The sequence below is a fragment of the Arthrobacter sp. JDC6 genome (assembly GCF_056484025.1).
On record NZ_CM151278.1, the window covers coordinates 4,124,961 to 4,144,597 of the forward strand.

Annotated in this window: 19 protein-coding genes; 7 read left to right on the forward strand and 12 right to left on the reverse strand. The window is 66.4% G+C overall.

Annotation, left to right across the window (positions count from 1 at the left end; translation table 11 throughout):
• Positions 1–34 precede the first annotated feature (34 nt).
• The gene (locus ACV095_RS19080) at positions 35–1,591 is read right to left on the reverse strand and encodes an ABC transporter substrate-binding protein (RefSeq protein ID WP_018770874.1); all 1,557 of its coding nucleotides are present in this window, start codon (positions 1,589–1,591) and stop codon (positions 35–37) included.
• Between the two features lie 214 nt (positions 1,592–1,805).
• Between ACV095_RS19080 and ACV095_RS19085 the strand changes: the two genes are divergently transcribed.
• Positions 1,806–3,065, forward strand: coding sequence for a glycoside hydrolase family 1 protein (locus tag ACV095_RS19085; protein ID WP_478222501.1), 1,260 nt, complete (start codon positions 1,806–1,808; stop codon positions 3,063–3,065).
• Positions 3,066–3,138: 73 nt separating this feature from the next.
• On the opposite strand, the gene ACV095_RS19090 is transcribed toward ACV095_RS19085, so the two are convergent.
• The 3 genes from ACV095_RS19090 to ACV095_RS19100 form a co-directional block, all read right to left on the reverse strand.
• On the reverse strand, positions 3,139–3,972 hold the full coding sequence (locus ACV095_RS19090; RefSeq protein WP_268002461.1) for a nucleoside hydrolase: 834 nt from the start codon (positions 3,970–3,972) through the stop codon (positions 3,139–3,141).
• 78 nt (positions 3,973–4,050) lie between these two features.
• Positions 4,051–4,488 (reverse strand): universal stress protein, encoded by a 438-nt coding sequence (locus tag ACV095_RS19095; protein ID WP_018770877.1) that lies wholly within the window; start codon positions 4,486–4,488, stop codon positions 4,051–4,053.
• 36 nt (positions 4,489–4,524) lie between these two features.
• Positions 4,525–4,809, reverse strand: coding sequence for a hypothetical protein (locus tag ACV095_RS19100; protein WP_144600947.1), 285 nt, complete (start codon positions 4,807–4,809; stop codon positions 4,525–4,527).
• 212 nt (positions 4,810–5,021) lie between these two features.
• Between ACV095_RS19100 and ACV095_RS19105 the strand changes: the two genes are divergently transcribed.
• Positions 5,022–5,327, forward strand: coding sequence for a hypothetical protein (locus ACV095_RS19105; protein ID WP_018770879.1), 306 nt, complete (start codon positions 5,022–5,024; stop codon positions 5,325–5,327).
• Here ACV095_RS19105 and ACV095_RS19110 read toward each other — a convergent pair.
• Positions 5,312–6,049: a GAF and ANTAR domain-containing protein gene (locus ACV095_RS19110; RefSeq protein WP_223993445.1), complete on the reverse strand. Its 738-nt coding sequence runs from the start codon at positions 6,047–6,049 to the stop codon at positions 5,312–5,314. The genes ACV095_RS19105 and ACV095_RS19110 overlap by 16 nt on opposite strands.
• A 118-nt stretch (positions 6,050–6,167) precedes the next feature.
• On the opposite strand from ACV095_RS19110, the gene ACV095_RS19115 reads away from it, so the two are divergent.
• On the forward strand, positions 6,168–7,751 hold the full coding sequence (locus ACV095_RS19115) for a carboxylesterase/lipase family protein (RefSeq protein ID WP_478222502.1): 1,584 nt from the start codon (positions 6,168–6,170) through the stop codon (positions 7,749–7,751).
• Here ACV095_RS19115 and ACV095_RS19120 read toward each other — a convergent pair.
• From ACV095_RS19120 to ACV095_RS19130, 3 genes are read right to left on the reverse strand one after another with little or no spacing between them, the layout of a single operon-like run.
• Complete coding sequence (locus ACV095_RS19120) at positions 7,729–8,169, reverse strand: SRPBCC family protein (RefSeq protein ID WP_018770882.1); 441 nt, start codon at positions 8,167–8,169, stop codon at positions 7,729–7,731. The two genes, ACV095_RS19115 and ACV095_RS19120, sit on opposite strands and share 23 nt — an antisense overlap.
• Before the next feature lie 22 nt (positions 8,170–8,191).
• Positions 8,192–9,898 (reverse strand): amidohydrolase, encoded by a 1,707-nt coding sequence (locus ACV095_RS19125; protein ID WP_478223481.1) that lies wholly within the window; start codon positions 9,896–9,898, stop codon positions 8,192–8,194.
• A gap of 1 nt (position 9,899) precedes the next feature.
• Positions 9,900–11,354 (reverse strand): APC family permease, encoded by a 1,455-nt coding sequence (locus tag ACV095_RS19130; RefSeq protein WP_144600951.1) that lies wholly within the window; start codon positions 11,352–11,354, stop codon positions 9,900–9,902.
• A 155-nt stretch (positions 11,355–11,509) separates the two neighbouring features.
• Between ACV095_RS19130 and ACV095_RS19135 the strand changes: the two genes are divergently transcribed.
• A complete protein-coding gene (locus ACV095_RS19135; protein WP_018770885.1) occupies positions 11,510–12,118 on the forward strand; it encodes a TetR/AcrR family transcriptional regulator in 609 nt (202 codons plus the stop codon).
• Between the two features lie 24 nt (positions 12,119–12,142).
• Here ACV095_RS19135 and ACV095_RS19140 read toward each other — a convergent pair whose 3' ends face one another.
• Genes ACV095_RS19140 through ACV095_RS19155 form a run of 4 tightly spaced genes read right to left on the reverse strand, consistent with a single transcriptional unit; the run spans position 12,143 to position 16,048 of the window.
• Complete coding sequence (locus ACV095_RS19140) at positions 12,143–12,634, reverse strand: RpiB/LacA/LacB family sugar-phosphate isomerase (protein WP_026266011.1); 492 nt, start codon at positions 12,632–12,634, stop codon at positions 12,143–12,145.
• Complete coding sequence (locus ACV095_RS19145) at positions 12,634–14,382, reverse strand: dihydroxyacetone kinase family protein (RefSeq protein ID WP_268002455.1); 1,749 nt, start codon at positions 14,380–14,382, stop codon at positions 12,634–12,636. The genes ACV095_RS19140 and ACV095_RS19145 overlap by 1 nt, the downstream gene beginning before the upstream one ends.
• Before the next feature lie 42 nt (positions 14,383–14,424).
• Positions 14,425–15,198, reverse strand: coding sequence for an SDR family NAD(P)-dependent oxidoreductase (locus ACV095_RS19150; RefSeq protein WP_018770888.1), 774 nt, complete (start codon positions 15,196–15,198; stop codon positions 14,425–14,427).
• A 25-nt stretch (positions 15,199–15,223) separates the two neighbouring features.
• Positions 15,224–16,048 carry a sugar phosphate isomerase/epimerase family protein gene (locus ACV095_RS19155; protein ID WP_056388308.1) on the reverse strand — a complete coding sequence of 275 codons (825 nt, stop codon included), beginning with the start codon at positions 16,046–16,048 and terminating at the stop codon, positions 15,224–15,226.
• 186 nt (positions 16,049–16,234) lie between these two features.
• Between ACV095_RS19155 and ACV095_RS19160 the strand changes: the two genes are divergently transcribed.
• From ACV095_RS19160 to ACV095_RS19170, 3 genes are read left to right on the forward strand one after another with little or no spacing between them, the layout of a single operon-like run.
• Positions 16,235–17,572 (forward strand): MFS transporter, encoded by a 1,338-nt coding sequence (locus ACV095_RS19160; RefSeq protein WP_018770890.1) that lies wholly within the window; start codon positions 16,235–16,237, stop codon positions 17,570–17,572.
• A 36-nt stretch (positions 17,573–17,608) separates the two neighbouring features.
• Positions 17,609–18,505: a transketolase gene (locus ACV095_RS19165; RefSeq protein ID WP_134165267.1), complete on the forward strand. Its 897-nt coding sequence runs from the start codon at positions 17,609–17,611 to the stop codon at positions 18,503–18,505.
• Positions 18,502–19,521, forward strand: coding sequence for a transketolase family protein (locus ACV095_RS19170; protein ID WP_018770892.1), 1,020 nt, complete (start codon positions 18,502–18,504; stop codon positions 19,519–19,521). Before ACV095_RS19165 ends, ACV095_RS19170 begins: the two co-directional genes overlap by 4 nt.
• Positions 19,522–19,637 lie beyond the last annotated feature (116 nt).

Below are 19,637 nucleotides of genomic sequence, written 5' to 3' on the forward strand. Positions count from 1 at the left end.
TGTTTGGGGAGGGCCCGGCGGGAAGGTGCGGGTATTAGCTGGCCGGCGTGTAGGACGAGAGGAGCGGGTAGGCGTTGGTGCCGGCGAACTTCACCTGGGCCACCTTCTTGGTGTTGTAGCCCTGGTTGGTCAGCGCCTCATACAGCGGGATCATCCAGCCTGACTCCACCAGGCGGGTGTTCAGCTTGGTGGCGGCTGCCTTGACGGCGGCGTCGTCTTTGGCCGCGGCCAGCTCGCCGGTAGCGGCGCTGAGCTTGTCATCGGTGGCCTTTTGCACGTTGGTGAAGCCGTTCAGGATGGCTCCGTACATCACGCCGACGGGGTTGTCCCAGTTCAGGGGAGCGTAGCCAAGGGGTGTGGTGGCGACGGCGGCGAACGCTTCGTCGGTGGAGGCTGCCATCTTGACTTTCATGGTGATGCCGACGGCGGCGAGGTCCTTCTGGACGGCCTGCAGGTCCGTCTGGGTCTGCGCGCTTGCGATGATGGTGAACTCGAAGCCGTTGGGGTATCCGGCCTCGGCCAGCAGGCTCTTGGCCTTGTCCGGGTTGTACGCGAATGTGGTTTCCAGGTCCTTGGTGAAGCCGGCCGAATCCTTGGGCAGGGCGTTCCATGCAGGGATGTCGCCCTTGTGCAGGGCATCCACCAGGGCCTGGCGGTTGATGGCGTACTGAATGGCCTGGCGGACCTTCTCCTGGGCGAACGCCGGTGCGGTCTTGCCGATCTTGTCGAAGGAGATCATGGTGTTCACAGTGCCGCCGATCTGGGAAACGCCAACGCCCTTGGACTTGGCGAAGTCCACCGTGGAGGACGTCAGCATGGCAACGTCGGCCTGGCCGGAGACCAGGGCGTTGGCGCGGGCCTGCGGGTCCTGGACCACGCTGAAGACCACCTTCTTGTAGGCGTACTTGGAGGCGTCTGCGCTCTTGTCGTTCTTCACCAGGACGTACTTGTTGCCCTTCACGGTGGAGGGGTCAAGGGTGTACGGTCCGGAGCCGTCAGGGGTTGCAGCGAGGCTGGACGTGTCCGTGACGCCGTTCCTGCCCACGATCATGCCGGTGGTGGAGGCCAGGTTCTTCTCGAATCCGGGCTGCGGCTTGGCGAAGGTCAGGGCCACCTGGGTGGGGCTGACCACGTCCACGGAGGTGATTTCCTGGGCGCCGCCCTTCGCGACGGCGGAGTAGGCGCTCAGCGCGGGATCGGAGCGGCGGTCCAGGTTGGCCTTGACCAGGGCGGCATCCAGTTTGGAGCCGTCGGTGAACGTGACGTCGTCCTTGAGGTTCAGCGTCAGGACGGTGTTGTCCGCGTTGTAGCTGAAGTCCTTGGCCAGGCCCGGACCTGCGGAACCATCCGGCTGAAGGGTCATCAGGCTGTCGTAGAGGCCTTCGAAGAACTGGCGCTGGGCTGCGGAGACGCGCAGCGGGTCGAACCCGAAGGAGGCTGAGTCGCTGTCGATGGCCAGGGTGAGGCTGCTGGTATCAGCCTTCGCGGCGGCTTGGCTGGACCCGCCGCCGCAGGCGGCCAGGGAACCCATCAGCAGGGCACCGGCCAGAACGGCGGAGCTCGCACGGGCGGTGGAGTTCGGAAGTTTCATGTAGTGCGCCTTTGCATTCTGATGTGATGACGGAGGAACGGTTGTGGGGGCTGGCTGCTCGCCGGCTCCCTTCAAGAATCAGCCGGGGCCACAGGCGCCAAACATGACAATGTCATTGATTGAAAAGGTATTGTGGCGGCGGTCACGCCGGGCGGAAGGATGGAAGGCAACGAAGCCTCGGACGCCTGCACGCGTCCATCACGAAAGGAACCCCATGACCAACCCGTTCCCCCGCGACTTCCTTTGGGGCGTGGCCACCGCCGGCCACCAGGTGGAAGGCAACAACGTCAACAGCGATACCTGGTTCCTGGAGCACCTTCCCGGAACGATCTTCGCGGAGCCGTCCGGGGACGCCGTGGACCACTACCACCGCTACCGCGAGGACATCGCACTGATCGCCGGCCTCGGTTTTAACAGCTACCGGTTCTCCATGGAATGGGCCCGGATCGAACCGGAGGAAGGCCAGTTCTCGGTGGCTGCGCTGGACCACTACAAGCGGGTGCTGGAAGCCTGCCACGAACATGGACTCACCCCGGTGGTCACGTTCCACCACTTCACGTCACCGCTGTGGCTCCTCCGGATCGGCGGCTGGGAGGGCAGCCGGACGCCCGAACTCTTCGCACGCTACTGCGACCGGGTCATGGCCCACCTGGGTGACCTGATCGGCGTCGCCTGCACCCTGAACGAGCCGAACCTCCCTTGGCTGCTGGAGTCATTCGGCATCGGCGGGGAAGCCCCGGAGAACCGCGGTTCGGTGCCCATCTGGGCGGCCGCCGCCCAGCGCCTGGGCGTGGATGCCAGCACTGTTGCCCCGTTCCAGTTCTGCTCCACGGAGGCGGGGTTCCAGGTCAAGGTGGCGGCGCACCGGGCCGCCACCAAGGCCATCAAAGCCCATCGCCCGGACCTCCAGGTGGGGTGGACCCTCGCAAACTCCGATATCCAGGCGCTGCCCGGTGGCGAAGGGATTGCAGACCGGGTGCGCCGGGACGTCAACGAACGCTTCCTCAAAGCCTCCCGGGGTGACGACTTCGTGGGCATCCAGACTTACGGGCGCACCGTGTACGGCCCCGATGGCCATGCGCCCGCACCGGAGGGCGTGCCCACCAACCAGATGGGCGAGGAAATCTATCCCCAGGCACTGGAGTCCACCATCCGCGAGGCCCAGCGGATCGCCGGGATCCCCGTGATCGTCACGGAGAACGGCCTGGCCACCGAGGATGACACGCAGCGGGTGGCGTACCTGCGGACGGCCGTCGACGGGGTTGCTTCCTGCCTTGCGGACGGCATCGATGTCCGCGGGTACATCGCCTGGACCGCGTTCGACAACTTCGAGTGGATCTTCGGCCACGGGCCCAAGTTTGGCCTGATCGCCGTGGACCGCTCCACCCAGGAACGGACTCCCAAGGAGAGCGCGCGCTGGCTGGGGAACCTGGCCAGGGAGCACGCCGGGGCCGGGGCACCGCAACCCGCTTAAGCGTGGTTCATAATGGCCCGGACTTCCCATGGAAGTCCGGGCCATTCCTCTGCCGCAGGCCTTTTGCCCTTGTCTACGGCCGCCGGGCGTGCAGGTGCAGCTTCGCAAAGAAGTCCGCAAGAACCAACCGGCTGTCCACACCCGTATAAATCCGGCGGGACGGCCTCGCGGACGTTTCGGTGAACACCGAGGTGACGTCATCCAGCCCGGTGACCACCAGGGGTGCACTGTCTCCAAGGCACCACACCGGCCCGAATTTCACGAAGTCCGGCACCTCAAGACTGTTGAAGTGCTCCCACAGCCACTCGCCGGCCGGGCCGGCAACCCTGAAGGCATGATCGAGTTCCGCGACGGACGCCACCATCTGCCGGTACGTTTCGGCGGGGAACTGCCAGACTGCGAGCTCCTGGTTCGCCAGCACGAAGTCCGCAGCGGCGGGGTCCGTGAAGTAGTTGTACTCGTCGTCGTTCCGGGCGGCTCCGCCGACCCAGGCAAGCGTCAGCAACCGGGCGATGCCCGGCTCCAGCAGGAGCGCGTCCGCAACATTGGTGAGCGGACCGGCGCACACCAGAATCAAGGGCAGGTCATCCGCGGTCATTGCGGTTTCAATGATCGCGCCCGCCGCAGCGGAGCTCCGTGGTTGGCCGGTAAAAGGGCTGTCCGGTCCGGGATGCACCGCCGCCGGTTCGGGGCGCTCGAGCACCCGGAGCAGTTCCCCGGCCAGGCAGGCGCCCCGCTGGGATCTGCCCTCCGGCAGCCCGAACATCGGGTTCGTCAGGGAACTTGTGACGGCTGCGATCCTGTTTGCCGGGGACAGGGCATGGTGGGCCAGTCCAAGCAGGCCGTCGGGGTCGCCGGCCCAGTCGTTGTCGACAATCACGCGGCACCGGGGTTCAATCCGAATCATGTCCATCCTGCAAGCCTTGCAGCGCAGGCAGCATCACACGACGACACTTTCCATTCACCGAAAGGTGGAAGGTCCGTCCTAATCTGCGGCAGGCTCGCGGATGACCAGTACCGGGCAGTGCGCATGGTGGATGGTCTGGTGGGATACAGAGCCGAGCAGCATGCCGGTAAATCCGCCATGGCCCCGGGAGCCGACGACAACCAGGTCGGCATCGCGGGAGGCGTCAATGAGTGCCGCTGCCGGGTTGCCTTCCACGACCCGTCCTGTGATCGTCACGCCCTGGTCCTTGATGCGTTCAAGCTCCGCCTCCAGGATCGCTTGGGCGTCCTTCTGGAAGATCTCGTAGTCCCAGGCGGTGCCCAGGGCATCGCTGACATAAGGGAAGCTCCAGGCGGTCAACGCCTGGACCTCACCTTTGCGCAGCCTGGACTCCTCGATGGCCCAGTCCATTGCCGACCGGGACTGGTCGGAACCGTCCACGCCCACCACGATCCTGAAGCTTCCGTTACCGGCCACGGCTTCCCTTTTCCTGTTGCGGTGGTGCCGGCGGGACTAGGCCTGGCCCGCTGATGCACCGTGTGCCGGAACGGCCACCGTGGAGTGCTCAGGTTTGGCGGCCTGGTGGGGATTCCCTGCTTCCTTGGCACAGTGCAGGCAGCAGTAGATGCCTGCTTGGCTTTCCACGGGGTGGCCCAGGATCCGGCAACCGCAGTGCTCACATGCGGGAGCCATCATGTGGATGGCGCATTCGAAGCTGTCGAACGTGCCTGTCTGGTTCCCCATATTGACGGTGAACATGCGGCCCTCGCTGCTGCCGCAGACATCACATGCGCCCATGGTCTCTGCCTCCTGTTGTGCTCGCCGGGTGTACTCGCCGGCTCCGGACACTCCAGTTGACTGCTTCCGGGAGTTGCCTGCCTAGGGGCAAAGGTCCCACGGCCTGCCTGGGTCAATTCCCCTTGTGGATTTTCCTGGATCATTTCCCATCCACGGTGCCGCCGGTTCCGAATCCCAACCGTAGGAGTGCAACCAAAGGCAAGGACGTGACGATGGATGCCGTGGACCAGCAGGCCCTGACCGGCGCTCTGATAAAGGAGTACCGGCTGGATCTGGCACAGCTGTGGCTGGAGTTCGTTGGGCTGGGCGGGGACGCCTCTGAACAGCTCATCCGGGACTACTGCGCAGGCGAAGCCGCCCTTTCAACGAAGGAACGCGACGCACTGGCGCAGGCTGTCAACGAACACTGCGCTTCCGAAGGCCTGCCGCTACGGGCTCCGCTCAGCGGTTCCGCCCTTTCCACCCTGCAGCCGGAACACCGTGACCCGGAACGGAAGGATCCCTACTCGTCGAAGTAGGTGAAGGTGTCCGCGGCGCCGGCGACTGACGCGACGACGGCGGCCGCAACATCCCGGAGTTTCATGTTCCGCGTGCTGGACGCGTCCCGCAGCAGCTTGAAGGCCGCAGCCTGGCTGCACCGGTTCTGCGCCATGATGGCCCCGGTTGCCAGGTCGATCACGGTACGCGTCTGCATGGCGGCGCTCATGCCGTCCCTGGTCTCTTCCAGCTTCAGCATCCGCAGGGCAAGTGTCAGCCCCTTGGAGGCCTGCCGGACAAACGCTTCCGCGGCACCGATGCCATGGCTGCCAAAGACGAGGGGCTGTGAACAGTGGAACGTAATCACGCCCTGGGAATCGCCTTCCAGCAGCGCGGGGATACTCAATACCGAGCGGAAGCCCTGCTCCTGGACAGCGTGGACGTACTCCGGCCAGCGGTCTTCGCGCCGGAGGTCGGAAACCAGCACTGTCTTTCCTGCCCGCATGGCCGTGGCGCCGGGACCATCGCCAAGCGTGGCCTCCAGCTGGCAGAGGAGTTGTGCACTGCGGTGGCTGCTGGCACATGCCGCGGGTTTTTTGGGCCGCAGCACCACGATTTCGCAGGAGCACACGTGCCCCTCCCCGCCAAGCCGGGCCGCCGCGTAGGCTGCAAGATCCTGGAGAAATGCCTCAACTTCAGGGTTCTGCAGGAAGGACTCCTGGAGATGCAGGGCAACGTCTGCAAAATCCTCGTCTTCAGGCACGCCGGCATGGAGCACGCGTCTTACCTCCCGGACATTGGTTAAAAGCCACACCTCTGTGGCCGCCCACTGCCGAACGGTGATGCCAGCCTACCTTCGCCCGTGTCGTAACCTGTCAACCATGACGCCCCTCTCCACTCCGGACGGATCCGTCCTGGGCAATTCATTTGAGACTGACGGGACCACCGTCCACCGGTTCCTTGGCATCCCCTACGCGGAGCCGCCGTCGGGAAGCAACCGATTCCGCCCGCCGGTACCGGTATCGCCATGGAGCGGGGTGCTTGATTGCACCGCACCTGGCCCCGCCGCGCCCCAGAATCCCGAGTCCCATGCCCCTCCCGGCACTACGCCGCGCACCTGGAGCGAAGAGGCTTGCCTCAACCTGAACATCTGGACGCCGGCAACGGAAGGCCCGGCCAGGCCCGTAATGGTATGGATCCATGGCGGCGCCTACCTCATGGGCGCCAACAGTGACGCAATGTACGACGGCGCCCGGCTGGCGGCTGCGGCGGGCGTGGTGCTGGTATCCATCAACTACCGCCTGGGCGCGCTGGGTTTCCTGCACCTGGCGGACCTGCTGGGGCCCGGTTACGCCGATTCGTCCAACCTCGCCCTGCTGGACCAGCTGGAGGCCCTGCGCTGGATCCGCCGCAACATCGGCGCCTTCGGCGGCGACCCGCACAACGTGACCATCTTCGGGGAGTCCGCAGGCGCCGCAGCCATCGGCACCCTGCTGGGCATGCCGGCGTCGGAAGGGCTCTTCCGCCGGGCCATCATGCAAAGCGGCACGGCCGAGCGCTGCCGCCGGCCGGAGGACTCGGCGCGGATCAGCGCCACATTCCTTGAGTTGTGTGGTCTGGATGCCTCCTCCGCCAACCAACTGCTGACCCTCCCTGTGGAGCGGCTGCTGGAAGCGCAGGCCGCCCTGGAACAGCGTGCTGCGGCGGAGTCCTTCGCGGTTCCATTGCCATTCCAGCCCACGGTGGGCACGCCGTCGCTTCCGTTGCCACCGCTGGAAAGTATCGGCAACGGGGTCAACTTCGGGGTGGACCTGCTGATCGGCACCAACCTGAACGAGGGCTCATTCGCCGTCGAGATGCGCCCGGACACGGGGTCGGACCCGGGCTACCCGGACCGTGCGGCCGCCGTGCTGTGCGGAGCGGGGGTGCCGCCGGCGCTTGCCCCCGGCTATACGGAGGCGCTCACCAGGGTGCTGGGCAGGGAACCGTCAGGCAAGGAACTCCTGGAAGCCGCCATCGCGGATTCCCTTTACCGCCAGCCCAGCAACCGGCTGCTGGACGCGAGGCAGGCGGCTGCCGCAGGCCGGTTGGCCCACGGAGCGACCGGTGAAGGAGCCGCCGGGAAGGACTTCGCCTACCTGTTCACATGGCGCAGCCCGGCCATGGGCGGGAAACTGGGTGCCTGCCACGCCCTGGACATCCCATTCGTCTTCCGGCACCTGGACGCGCCGGAGGCCGCCTTCCTCACACGGGGCAAGGCACCGGTGTCCCTCAGCGACGCCATGAGCCGGGCCTGGGCGGCCTTCGCCGGAACCGGGACACCTGGCACGGAACGCCTTCCGTGGCCGGGAGTTGGAGGGCAGCGGCGCACCATGGTGCTCGACGGCGAGTCCCGGCTTGAAGCCGACCCCCGCCATGAGATCAGGGAGTTTTTCGAAGCCGTCAGGCTGCTGCCAGCGCGTTGAGGGTGTCCCGGATGCCGTTCAGCGCCGGATCCCGCAGCGACATGAAGGCGGGCTTCAGGAGGGGCTGGATGATCTTGGCCGGTCCCTTGATGCTGAACTCGGCCGTGTACTTCACCACCGAACCGGTCCCGTTGGGGGTAACGTCGATGGAATCGAAGGAAGTCACGGTTTTGTTCTCGCCGCGCAGCTTGATGTGGTTGTCGGTCAGCTCGATGACCTCGTAGACCAGGGTCTGGCGCTTCCCCCGGAACTCGGACTCGGCATGGTACTTGTGCCCCACGGCCACCGGCCCCGGGGTGGTTTTGTCCATGACGGGCGTGTTGGGGTCCCACTTGGGGGTGTTCTCGAACTCACTCATGAAGGCAAAGGCCTTCTCCGCGGACAGGTTGGTTTCCACACTTCCGGTGACTGTGATCATCACCCCAGTCTAGGAAGGGGGATCACGTAAGCCCAGCCCCCGCGCGGCGGGGGCTGGGGCAAAACCCCTGGGGCAAAATCCGCCGCCGCCAGCCGGCGACGCCCACGGAACAGTGCTGCAGCAGGCCGTTCACCACAGTGGCCAGCACGTGACCCTGCGCCAGCTCATCAGGGGCCGTTGACAGTGGATCAACGTCGAAAACGGTGAAATCAGCGCGCTTGCCCACCGTTACCGAGCCCGATACCGTCCGCTCCCCTGCAGCTTCGGCCGCGTGCGAGGTGTAGCCTTCCAGCGCCTGGCGTGCTGTGAGCGCCTGGCCCGGCACAATCGGCTGTTCATCCGGGTGGCCCGACCGCCGCCGAAGTTGCGCGTCTGCGAGGATCGGAAGGGGCGGAAAGGGGGCGACAGGCCAATCGGAGCCAAGCGCGAGCGTTACGCCTGCGGACCGGAGGTCAGCGGACCGCCATCCACGGTCCGCCCGTTCTTTTCCCAACCGCCTTGACCAGTTGTCCGTCTGGTCCGCGCGCGAATAGTGGGTGCAGTGGCTGGGCTGCATGCTGGCGATCAGGCCGGAACCGGCGAACCTTTGGATGAGTCCGTCCGGGACCGTTTCAAGGTGCTCGATCCGGTGCGGAGCCCGGGGCAGGTCCGCCGGAAGATCCTCGAACGCTGCCAGCACTGCCGCCACGCCGGCGTCACCGATGGCATGGGTTGCGGTGGGAATGCCCTGGCTTGCGAAGAACCTGATGGCCCGGTTGTACTCCTCCGGGCTTGGCCAAAAGGGTGCGACGGACTGGCCGTGGCTGTCGGGCTCAAAAAGCCAGGCCGTGCCGTTGTCCACCGTGCCGTCCACGAACAGCTTGATTCCGGCCACTTCCCACCGGGAGCCCCGAGCAGTCCTGACCTGCTCCACCAGCCGCCGCCAGTCGGCCTCCCCGCTTCCCGGCATGCACCATGGCGAAACCCGCACGCGCACCGGCAGGCCCCTGCCGCATCCGGCCAAATCGTTCTCAAGGGCGGCAAGGAGCTCCAGGGTTCCCTCCCCGCAGTCCATGACATGGATGCCCGTCAGGCCTGCCCGGGAGAACGAATCAAAGAGCTCACCCAGCCGGCGCTTCCGTTCCTGGAAAGTCTCCTGGGGCATATGTTTCAGGACCAGGTCCAAAGCCGCGGCTTCGAGCAGGAGACCGGTGGGGTTCCCCCTGCCGTCGCAGACCACTTCGGCTGCCTGGTCGAAGTGCCGTGGCCCGGTGATGCCGGCGGTTTCCAGCGCCGCCGTGCTCGCCAGGGCGGAATGGGCATCGAACAGCCGGATCACGGCCGGGCGGCCGGCCACGACGTCGTCGATCAGCTCCCGGTGCGGCGGCGCTGACCCGAAGGCATTTGGGTCGAGTCCCCAGCCGCGGACCCATTCGCCCGCCGGCGTTGCCGCCGCCTCTGCCCGCAGCAAGGCGCGCACGGCGGCAAGGTCCGTGATGCCGGAGAGGTCGCAGCCGCGTGTCATGTCCAGGCCCATGACGGGGTGGACGTGGCAGTCGACCAACCCCGGGGTAAGGACGGCGTCACCGAAATCGATGACCTCGGCCGGACCCCAGGACTGCGCGTCGCGCCGCGTTCCAACCGCCTGGATGTGCCCGTCCCGGACCGCTACAGCCTGGGGCGCAGGTCCGTTGGGTGTCCCGTCCATGGTGTGGACTGTGCCGGCAAGGATAATGAGGTCAGGATTCATGTCATTCATGTGCTTCGAAGCTTCCAATGCGGTCAAAGGTGGCAGGACGACGGCGGCGCAGCCACCGGGCGGCCAGCAGGCCCCCGGCGAACACCACAGGCGTAACCAGGATCAGGATGGTGTTGGTCAGGGCGTCGGCCGCGGTAAGGAGTTCGATGTTCAGTGCGATGAGGATGACGACGCCGAAGAGCAGGACCGCTGATACGAGGCTGAGCGGGGCGAGGAGTTTGTTGCGGGCAGCAGCAGGGTTCCGGCGGAGGTACAGGAATGCTGCCACGGACACCAGCCCCTGGAGGCCCACGATGCCGAAGATGCCCGGGGTGTTCACCCAGATCAGGAGCTGCTGGTACGGGTCCGCGTTCAGGATGGCGCAGACAGTGATGACCACCGCTGCCAACAGGGTCTGCAGCTGCCCGGCACGGTGCGGTGACCTGAACCGGTGGTGCGTGCGGCCGAGGAACGCCGGCAGGACCCCGTCCCTGGCCAGCATGTAGACATAGCGGTTGATGGCGTTGTGGAACGCCAGTTGTGATGCGTAGACGCTGGTGACGATCAGGACGTACATGGCAGTTTCAGCCCAGGGTCCCACATACTGCCCTATGGTCTGGAAGAACATCCCGCCGGACAGTTCGCCAGCGGCTTCCACCACCTGGTCGTCGCCAAAGGCCTGGATGACGGCCCAGACGATGAAGGCATAGAACACGGACATGAAGCCCACCGCGATGTACATGGCGCGGGGAACTGACTGATCCGGGTTGCGGGCTTCGGAGCGGTACAACACCGTGGATTCAAAGCCCATGAAGGCGGCGAAGCAGATGCCCAGGATTGCCAGGACGCCAGGTCCAAAGGCCTGCCCGGGGCTGAAGGAGCCCAGGCTGATACCGTGTGCGCCACCGCTGCTGAGGATGCCCACGCCCATCACGCCGAGAATGCCTGTTTCCGCGACCAGGAGGACGCCGAGGACTTTGGCGCCCACGTCGATCCCCCGGTATCCCAGGAACCAGACGGCCGCGACGGCGATGAGGGCAATGGCGGGCCACGGAACCTCAAGCCCAAAGAGGACCTGCAGCATGTCATGCGTCTGGACGGCGAAGAGCCCGTAGACGCCGATCTGGAGGCAGTTGTAGGAGATGATCGCAAGGATGGCGGACGCCAGCCCCACGGTCTTTCCCAAAGAAATCGAGATGTAAGTGTAGAAGCCGCCGGAGGCTTTGACGTGGCGCGTCATCGCCATGAAACCGATGGCGAAGAGGGTCAGGACGATGCCCGCCAGGAGGTAACCGGCAGGGGCGCCGATGCCCGCTACTCCGATCGCCACCGGGGCCACGCCCGCCATCACTGTCAGGGGTGCCGCAGCCGAGATCACCAGGAAGGCTATGCCTCCGGTGCCCAGGGCATTGCGCTTGAGTGCGCCATCCACGGACGGCGCAATTGGTTTTGTTTTGGTCTCGGGCACAGCTCTGTCCTTTCCTTGAAGCCCACTTAAACGAAAGGCTTTCGTTTAGTATGGGACCAAGTGGTCCAGAGCACAATAGTTTTGCCGGCACGGGCGGATATGTGTCAGCCCGCTAGGCTGGAGCCGATGTCCAAGAGCTGCAGTGAGGAGAACCGATGGGCCGCCCGCCCCTCCCATTGATTTCCGTGGAGGCCCTCACGACGGCCGCACTTGAACTGGTGGACCAGAGCGGGGATTTCAGCTTTCCCAAACTCGCCAGGAAGATCGGCGTGAGTCAGTCCTCGATCTACAACCACGTCTCGGGACGGGACCAGATCCTGGAACTGCTCAGGCACCGCATCATCACCGAGGAGCCGTATCCGCCGGTGGACCATGAGGACTGGGAAGGTGCCCTGCGGATCCTGATCCGCGCCTACCGGGACGCCTTTGCCCGCCATCCGCGGCTGGCACCCCTGATGGTGCTCCAGTCCATTACCGACCCCGAGGTCATCGGGCTTTACGAGGACCTCGCGCTTGCCTTGGAGGCTGCCGGTTTCCGTGGCCGGGACGTGGTGTCGGCGATTTCCACGATTGACAGCTTTGCGTTGGGCGCGGCCCTGGATCTGGCCGCGCCGGACGTCGTCTGGGATCCGCCGGCGGAGGGCTATCCCACGCTCAAGCGCGCCGTCAGCCATGCCGGCCCTCCGGCGGAGCGCGGCAACCATGCGTTCGACTTCGGGCTCGACGTCATCATCGGAGGGCTCCGCGCGAAGCTGGACGGGTAAGCCCGCCCAGCTTCAGCGCCAGCGCTAGCAGCCCTCAAAGTCGGTGAGGACCTTGACCTTCCCGGCGGAGGCCGACGTCGGATCGAACGTGTAGCCGATCCATTCCTTCGCAAGCCGCCGTGCGAGCTCGATGCCCACCACGCGCTGGCCCATGGTGAGCACCTGGCAGTCGTTGGACAGGATGGAGCGTTCCACGGAGAAGGAGTCGTGGGCAGCGGTGGCGCGGATGCCGTCCACTTTGTTCGCAGCGATCGCCACGCCGATTCCGGTGCCGCAGAAGAGGATGGCCCGGTCAGCGGCACCGTCCCGGATCATCTCGCCGGCTGTGATGCCCACGTAGGGGTAGGGCCTGGTGAAGTCGTCCGGGGCGTCGCTTCGGTTGACGCCGATGTCGAGGACCTCGCTGACCCGGGGGTCGGTGCGCAGGTCCGCCAGGATCTTGTCCTTGTAATCGACGCCGGCCTCGTCCGCGCCGACAATGAGCCGCAGCCCCATGGTGTTTCCTTTCGTTGCCATTACTTCGCTGACGCCTGCACAGTGGCAGCGGTTGCGCGGGTGAAGTGCGGCCCCACCACGGCGAAGACCATCGCCAGGGAGGTTGCACCGGGGTCCGGCGTGCCCAGGCTCTTCTCGGCCAGCGGGCGGGCACGGCCCTTGAGCGGAAGGAGGTCCGCGGTGGCTTCCGCCGCAGCAGCGGACTCCTGCGCGGCCTCCTGCCATGCACGGCCCGTTTCCACGCCCTCGGCCACTGCGCGGCTAAAGGCGGAAGCGAAGGGCAGCAGGGCATCCACCATGGTCTTGTCGCCTGTTTCGGCCTTGCCCAACTGGATGATCCGGTCAGCGAATGCGGTCACGGCTGCCGCAAGGGCACCGGGTTCGGGCGCCGAGGAGTTGCCCAGCGTCTCGCCAAATGCACGCAGCGCCGCTCCCCACAGGACGCCGGAGGTGCCTCCGGCCTTGTCCGCCCAGGCATCACCGGCAGCGGCAAGCACATCCCCGGCGCCGGCCCCGCCGGCCAGGGCATCCGACGCTGCGGCGGCTGCCGCATCCACGCCGCGCACCATTCCACGTCCGTGGTCGCCGTCGCCGGCAATAGCATCCATGCGGCCCAGCCGCTCTTCGGCGTCGTGCAGCGACGAACGGGCGGCGTCAATGGCCGCTACGCAGGCGGCGGCGTACTCGCGGGAGGCGTCCGTGGCGACGAACGAAGCGGCGGCCGCGCCGCCGTCGGACGTTTCCTCGACGCCACGGGTCCCGGACTCCAGGGCCGCGTTGCCACGGCGGTAGGCGGGCGTCTCCGCAGGGGCAACCCACAGCCGCTCAAGTTCCTCATCCAGCCAGGTGACCGTGAGCGAGACGCCGGCCATGTCCAGGCTGGTCACCAACTCGCCCACCTCGGGCATCACCAGCGTGTAGCCGGCCGCGCGGAGCAGCGGCGCCACGGCTCCCCAGAGGACAAAGAGCTCCTCATGCTTCGTGGAGCCGAGGCCGTTGAGGATGACGGCGATGCGCTTGCCGGCGTGAGGTGGCGTTTCAGAGAGCACCCGGGACACCAGTTCCTGCCCGAGGTCCTTCGCCGAAGGCAGGTCCGTGTCGTGCAGGCCGGGCTCGCCGTGGATGCCCAGGCCCAGGCCCATCTGCCCTTCGGGCAGCGTGAACAGCGGTGAGTCGGCGCCCGGGAAGGTGCAGCCGGCAAACGCGCTGCCGATGGTCCGCGTCAGGTCGTTGGCCTTGCGGCCCAGCCGCACCACCTCCGCGAGGTCCGCGCCGTTGTCCGCCGCCGCCCCCATTACCTTGAACACGGTGAAGTCACCGGCGATGCCACGGCGCTTAGCGGATTCCGACGGCGGGGCGCTGGCGATGTCGTCCGTCACCAGGACGTTCTCCACGGGGATGCCCTCGGCGGCCAGGCGTTCGCTGGCCATGCCGAAGTTCATCACGTCGCCGGCGTAGTTGCCGTAGGTGAAGACGACGCCGGCGCCGGACTCGGCGGCCTTGGCCACCGAGTAGGCCTGCTGGGCGGAGGGCGAGGTGAAGATGTTTCCCACCACCGCGCCGTCGGCGAAGCCGGCGCCGACCAGCCCGGCGAAGGCGGGGTAGTGCCCCGAGCCGCCGCCGGCCAGGACGGCGACTTTGGGCTGCGCCGGCCGGTACCGGCGGACAGCGCCACCGGGAACCTGCCGAACCAGGTCGGAGTGGACGTCGCAGAAGCCTGCCAGGGCCTCCTCGGCAAACTCTGAGGGGTCATTGAAGATTTTGGTCATGGGGGTTCTCCGGCATCCGGGGTGGTCTGGGAGCTGTTGCTGCTAGTGGATGTGGCTGCCGCCGTTGATGTCGATGGTGGTGCCGGTGAGGTAGGCGGAGTCCTCGGAGGACAGGAAGGTGATGACGGAGGCCACTTCTTCCGTGGTGGCGTTCCGGCCCAGCGGGATGCCCGCGTTGATGGCGGCTTCCTGCTCCTCGGTGCTGCCCACGCGGATGTTGGTGTCCACGGCACCCGGGGTGATGGCGTTGACGGTGACGCCGGTGGCGCCCAGTTCGCGGGCCAGGGCCTTGGTGAATCCCAGGATGGCTGCCTTGGCGGCGGAGTAGGGGACCTTGCCAAAGACGCCGCCGCCGCGCTGGGCGGAGACGGAGGACATGTTCACGATCCGGCCCCAGCCGTTCTCGATCATTTCCGGCAGGAACGCCTTGGTCACCAGGTAGGTGCCGGTGGCGTTGACGTCCATGACCTTGTGCCACAGCTCAAGGGTGGTCTCCAGGAACGGAACCGGGGAGGTGATGCCGGCGATGTTGGCCAAGGCACCGACGGGCGGGAGGTTGCCGGCGGCCACCTCTGCGGCGACGGCGGCCTGGGCTGCGCTGACGGAGGCTTCGTTGGCGACGTCGATCTCGTGGCCGAAGGCGGGAACGTTGAATTCATTGCCGATTTCGGCTGCGACCTTGGCGGACTTCTCGCCGTCAAGGTCCAGGATGACGATGCCCCAGCCCTCACGGGCGTAGCGGCGGGCGGTGGTGATGCCGATGCCCCGGTCCGAAGTTGCTCCGGTGAGGACGGCGGTGCGCTGGATGGCGGTCATGGTGGTGCTCCTTGGGTTGTTCAGTTCAGATGAGGTCGGTGATGAAGCTTGCAGCCTTGGCGGCGGCGGCCGGGCGTTCGTCATGGGTGACGTCCCGGGTCTCCAGTTCCAGGGAGAAGTGGCCCGTGTAGCCGTCCGCGGCCAGCCGCTTCAGGCCGCCGGCGAAGTCGGCCTCGCCGTTGCCGATGCTGAGGTTGATGTTCCCCGGCACGGCGTCGCGCAGGTGGACATGGCTGATGCGGCCGGGGTGCCGGTCAAGATACGCCTGGACGTCCTCGCCGGCGGCGGTGATGTGGCTGAAGTCCATGACGATTCCGACGCCGGATCCGGCCAGCCGGTCGGCCAGCAGTCCCGCACGTTCCAGGTTCCAGCAGAACCGCAGGAAGTGCAGGGATTCGGTCCAGAGTTCGACGCCGAACTCTGCAGCGCGCCGGCCAGCAGCAGCGAGCTGCGCGGCAATGAGGTCCAGGTCTCCCTCGACGCTCCGGACCGGGTTGTGGTCCAGGGCGCCGCAGGGCAGCACCAGGGCTTTGGCCCCGATGTTGGCCGTGAGGGTGAGCAGGGCGTCCAGGTGGCGCCGCCTGGCGTCCTGCCCATCGGCGTCGAGGACTGCGTTCAGGTCCCCGATGTCGCCATTCACTGAACGGACCCGCACACCGGAGGCGACGACTTCCTGCGACACCGCCGCCACGGCGGCCCCGTCAAGTTCGTACGGCACGTGGTCGCAGACCCCGGGCAGGGCGCCCAGATCGATCTCCTCGAAACCAAGACCCTTCATGGTGCCCAGGGCAGTGCCCAGGTCCTGGTGCCGGAAGCTGATGGATGAGCACCCAAGTCTGGAATGGAACATCATTGATCCTTTGAATCGTGCCGAGCGGTAGTGATGGACACCACAGTAGTGGCGTTAACTGTCAACAGTCAACTCTGAAAGTCGACTGTTGACAGTGTAGATGATGTGCGTCACACTGGGTCGTACCAGTTTGTTAACAGTCGACAGCGGCGGACTTCTTCAGCCGCTTTTCGAAAGGGAACCACCATGAGCAAAGATGCTCTGACCATGCGCGGCCCGGTGCACGGCACCAAGGACGCCCGCCGAGTTGCCATCGGATCCGGCGTTGGGGCCGTCATCGAGACGTATGACTTCATCGGCTTCGGCACCGCTGCCGCACTGTACTTCGGCACCGCGTTCTTCCCCGGCAGCGATCCCGTCACCGGCACGCTTGCCTCCTTCGCCACCTTGGGCGTCGGCTTTGCGGCCCGTCCGCTGGGCGGCATCATCGGCGGCCACCTTGGTGACAAGGTGGGCCGCAAGCCCGTCCTGGTTGCCTCGCTGATCCTGATGGGCCTGGCCACGTTCGCCATCGGCCTGCTCCCCACCTACGCAGCGGTGGGGCTGCTTGCCCCCGCACTGCTCGTCTTCGTCCGCATCGTCCAGGGCCTGGCCTTCGGTGCGGAGTGGGGCGGCGCCATCCTGATGAGCTACGAGCACGCCCCCTGGAAATCAAAGGGCAAGTACACCGGGATCGTCCAGGCCGGCTTCCCCGTGGGCCTGCTGCTGGCCAACCTGACCTTCCTCTTCAGCGTCCAGCTCGGCAACGAACTCGCCTGGCGCATCCCGTTCCTCGCCAGCATCCTGCTGGTGATCGTGGGCCTCATCATCCGTTCCAAGGTTCCCGAGTCCCCGGTCTTCGATGAAGTCAAGGACAGCGGCACCATCGTCAAGGCCCCGATCGTCGAGGTCATCAAGACTGACTGGCGCAACATCGTCAAGGGCATCGGCCTGCGCATCGCCGAGACCGCCGGCTACGCCGTCTCCATCACCTACATGATTTCCTACATCAACAGCCAGCACCTGGCGGACAAGAGCCAGACCCTGATCGCCCTCTGCATCGCGTCGGCCATCGGCATCTTCGCCACCCAGGCCTGGGCAGCACTGACGGACCGCATCGGGCGCCGCCCCCTGTACGTCTGGTCCACCGCCTTTGCCGCACTGTTCGCCATCCCGATGTTCCTGCTGGTCAACACCGGCCTGTTCATTGCCATCATCATCACCATCGTGATCTCGTACGCTGTCTGCCAGAACTCGCTCGCCGGTGCCCAGGGCTCGTGGTTCCCCGAGCTCTTCCAGGCCCGCACCCGCGCCTCCGGCGCCAGCCTGGCCTACCAGATCTCCGCCATGGTCTCCGGCTTCACCCCGTTCATCACCACCCTGCTGTTCGTCAGCTTCGGCTGGATGGGCCCGGCACTGCTCTTCGGCGCCTACGCCCTGATCGGCCTCTGGGCCGCCATCGCCACCCGGGAAACCTGGGGCAAGCGCGAACGGGAGCTCGCCGACGAAGCCACCAAAAGCACCCCCAACACCGTCAACGCCTGAATGACCCGCACGCACCAAACGATCACGGAGCCAGTAATGCCTACAGATACAGTCCAGGACAACGCACTGCAGACCGCAGTGACCCCGGAACGTGTGGACAGGATCAGCGCCGCCGCCTACCGGATCCGGCACCACGCCCTGAACATGGGCGAGGTGCAGGGCCAGGGGTACGTGGGCCAGGCACTGGGCGCCGCGGACATGCTCGCCGCCGTCTACGGGGACCAGCTGAAATTCCGCGCGGATGACCCGCACTGGGAGGGCCGGGACCGGTTCCTGCTCTCCACCGGGCACTACGCCATCGGCCACTACGCCGCCCTGGCGGAGGCCGGCATCGTCCCGGTCGAGGAGCTGGAAACCTACGGCTCGGACGACTCGCGGCTGCCCATGTCCGGGATGTCCACCTACACCCCCGGCATGGAAATTTCCGGCGGCTCCCTGGGGCACGGCCTGACCATCGCCGTCGGCATGGCTTTGGGCCTGCGCTACCAGGGCTCAAGCGCCCGGGTGTTCAACTTCCTCTCCGATGGCGAGCTGGACGAGGGCTCCACCTGGGAAGCGGCCATGGGCGCGCACCACCACCAGCTGGGCAACCTCACCGCCATGGTGGACATCAACGCCCTGCAGGCCGACGGCAAGACCGACACCGTGCTCCGGACTGAGCCGGTCACCGAAAAGTGGGAATCGTTCGGCTGGTACACGCAGCGGGTGGACGGGAACGACGTCGGCGCGCTGCTGGCAGCGTTCGACAACGCAGCCGCCCAGGCCGCCGCCGTCGGACGTCCCTCCGTGATCCTGTGCGACACCAAGGTGGGCCGCGGCGTCCCCCTGCTCGAGGACCGCGAAAAGGCGCACTTCATGCGCATCGAAGAAAACGAATGGCAGACCTGCCGCGAGCAGCTCACCGCCGGATATGAAGGAAAGGCTTCAGCATGAGCACCACCACCGAGGCTCCCGATACCGCAGCCGCGGCCAAGCCGAAGCTGAAGACCTCGGCGATGATCGCATCCTTCGCGGACCCGGGACAGAAGACGTCCTCCGCGCCGTTCGGTCACGCCCTGGTCAAGGCCGCGCAGGAGAACGACAGGATCGTGGGCCTGACCGCGGACCTGGGCAAGTACACGGACATGCACATCTTCGCCAAGGCCTTCCCGGAGCGGTTCTTCCAGATGGGCATGGCCGAGCAGCTGCTCTTCGGCGCCGCCGCGGGCCTGGCCGAAACCGGCCTCGTCCCGTTCGCGTCCACCTACTCGGTGTTCGCCGCCCGCCGCGCCTACGACTTCCTCTGCCTGGACGCGGCCGAACCGAACCTGAACGTCAACATCGTGGGCGGCCTGCCCGGCCTGACCACCGGTTACGGCCCAAGCCACCAGGCCACGGAGGACATGGCGATCTTCCGCGGCATGCCCAACCTGACCATCGTGGACCCCTGCGACTCGATCGACATCGAACAGGCAGTGCCGCAGCTCGCCGCCTCCGAAGGACCCACCTACCTGCGCCTGCTGCGCGGCAACGTGCCCACCGTCCTGGACGAGTACGACTACACGTTCGAACTCGGCAAGGCCAAGGTGCTGCGCGGCGGCAACGACGTCGTCTTCATCTCCTCCGGCCTGATGACCATGCGTGCGCTGCAGGCAGCCAAGGCGCTGGCGGCACACAACGTGGACGTCGCCGTCGTGCACACCCCCACCATCAAGCCGTTCGACGCCGAAACCGTCCTCAAGGAGATCAACACCGACCGGCTCGCCGTCACCCTGGAAAACCACTCCGTGGTGGGCGGACTGTTCGAAACCGTCGCCTCCGCCGTCGTCACCGCGGGCCTGGGCAAGCGGGTGGTGCCCGTGGCGCTCCCCGACCAGTTCCTGGACGCCGGCGCCCTGCCCACCCTGCACGAGCGCTACGGGCTGGCCACAGACCGCATCGTCGCCAAGGTCCTGGCCGAACTCGGCTAAAGGCCAGGCACCAGATGGAAAATGCACGGCACCGGTCCTAAGCCGGTGCCGTGCATTCTGCCGTACTATCGAAACTACTACCGACTGTAAACAGTCGACTTATGACATTGAGGACA

What these genes read in the sequence shown, in the direction of transcription:
- ACV095_RS19080 (WP_018770874.1), bottom strand. Translation starts at nt 1,591, where the DNA reads ATGAAACTTCCGAACTCCACCGCCCGTGCGAGCTCCGCCGTTCTGGCC.
- ACV095_RS19085 (WP_478222501.1), top strand. Translation starts at nt 1,806, where the DNA reads ATGACCAACCCGTTCCCCCGCGACTTCCTTTGGGGCGTGGCCACCGCC.
- ACV095_RS19090 (WP_268002461.1), bottom strand. Translation starts at nt 3,972, where the DNA reads ATGATTCGGATTGAACCCCGGTGCCGCGTGATTGTCGACAACGACTGG.
- ACV095_RS19100 (WP_144600947.1), bottom strand. Translation starts at nt 4,809, where the DNA reads ATGGGCGCATGTGATGTCTGCGGCAGCAGCGAGGGCCGCATGTTCACC.
- ACV095_RS19105 (WP_018770879.1), top strand. Translation starts at nt 5,022, where the DNA reads ATGGATGCCGTGGACCAGCAGGCCCTGACCGGCGCTCTGATAAAGGAG.
- ACV095_RS19115 (WP_478222502.1), top strand. Translation starts at nt 6,168, where the DNA reads ATGACGCCCCTCTCCACTCCGGACGGATCCGTCCTGGGCAATTCATTT.
- ACV095_RS19120 (WP_018770882.1), bottom strand. Translation starts at nt 8,169, where the DNA reads ATGATCACAGTCACCGGAAGTGTGGAAACCAACCTGTCCGCGGAGAAG.
- ACV095_RS19125 (WP_478223481.1), bottom strand. Translation starts at nt 9,898, where the DNA reads ATGAATCCTGACCTCATTATCCTTGCCGGCACAGTCCACACCATGGAC.
- ACV095_RS19135 (WP_018770885.1), top strand. Translation starts at nt 11,510, where the DNA reads ATGGGCCGCCCGCCCCTCCCATTGATTTCCGTGGAGGCCCTCACGACG.
- ACV095_RS19140 (WP_026266011.1), bottom strand. Translation starts at nt 12,634, where the DNA reads ATGGCAACGAAAGGAAACACCATGGGGCTGCGGCTCATTGTCGGCGCG.
- ACV095_RS19145 (WP_268002455.1), bottom strand. Translation starts at nt 14,382, where the DNA reads ATGACCAAAATCTTCAATGACCCCTCAGAGTTTGCCGAGGAGGCCCTG.
- ACV095_RS19150 (WP_018770888.1), bottom strand. Translation starts at nt 15,198, where the DNA reads ATGACCGCCATCCAGCGCACCGCCGTCCTCACCGGAGCAACTTCGGAC.
- ACV095_RS19155 (WP_056388308.1), bottom strand. Translation starts at nt 16,048, where the DNA reads ATGTTCCATTCCAGACTTGGGTGCTCATCCATCAGCTTCCGGCACCAG.
- ACV095_RS19160 (WP_018770890.1), top strand. Translation starts at nt 16,235, where the DNA reads ATGAGCAAAGATGCTCTGACCATGCGCGGCCCGGTGCACGGCACCAAG.
- ACV095_RS19165 (WP_134165267.1), top strand. Translation starts at nt 17,609, where the DNA reads ATGCCTACAGATACAGTCCAGGACAACGCACTGCAGACCGCAGTGACC.
- ACV095_RS19170 (WP_018770892.1), top strand. Translation starts at nt 18,502, where the DNA reads ATGAGCACCACCACCGAGGCTCCCGATACCGCAGCCGCGGCCAAGCCG.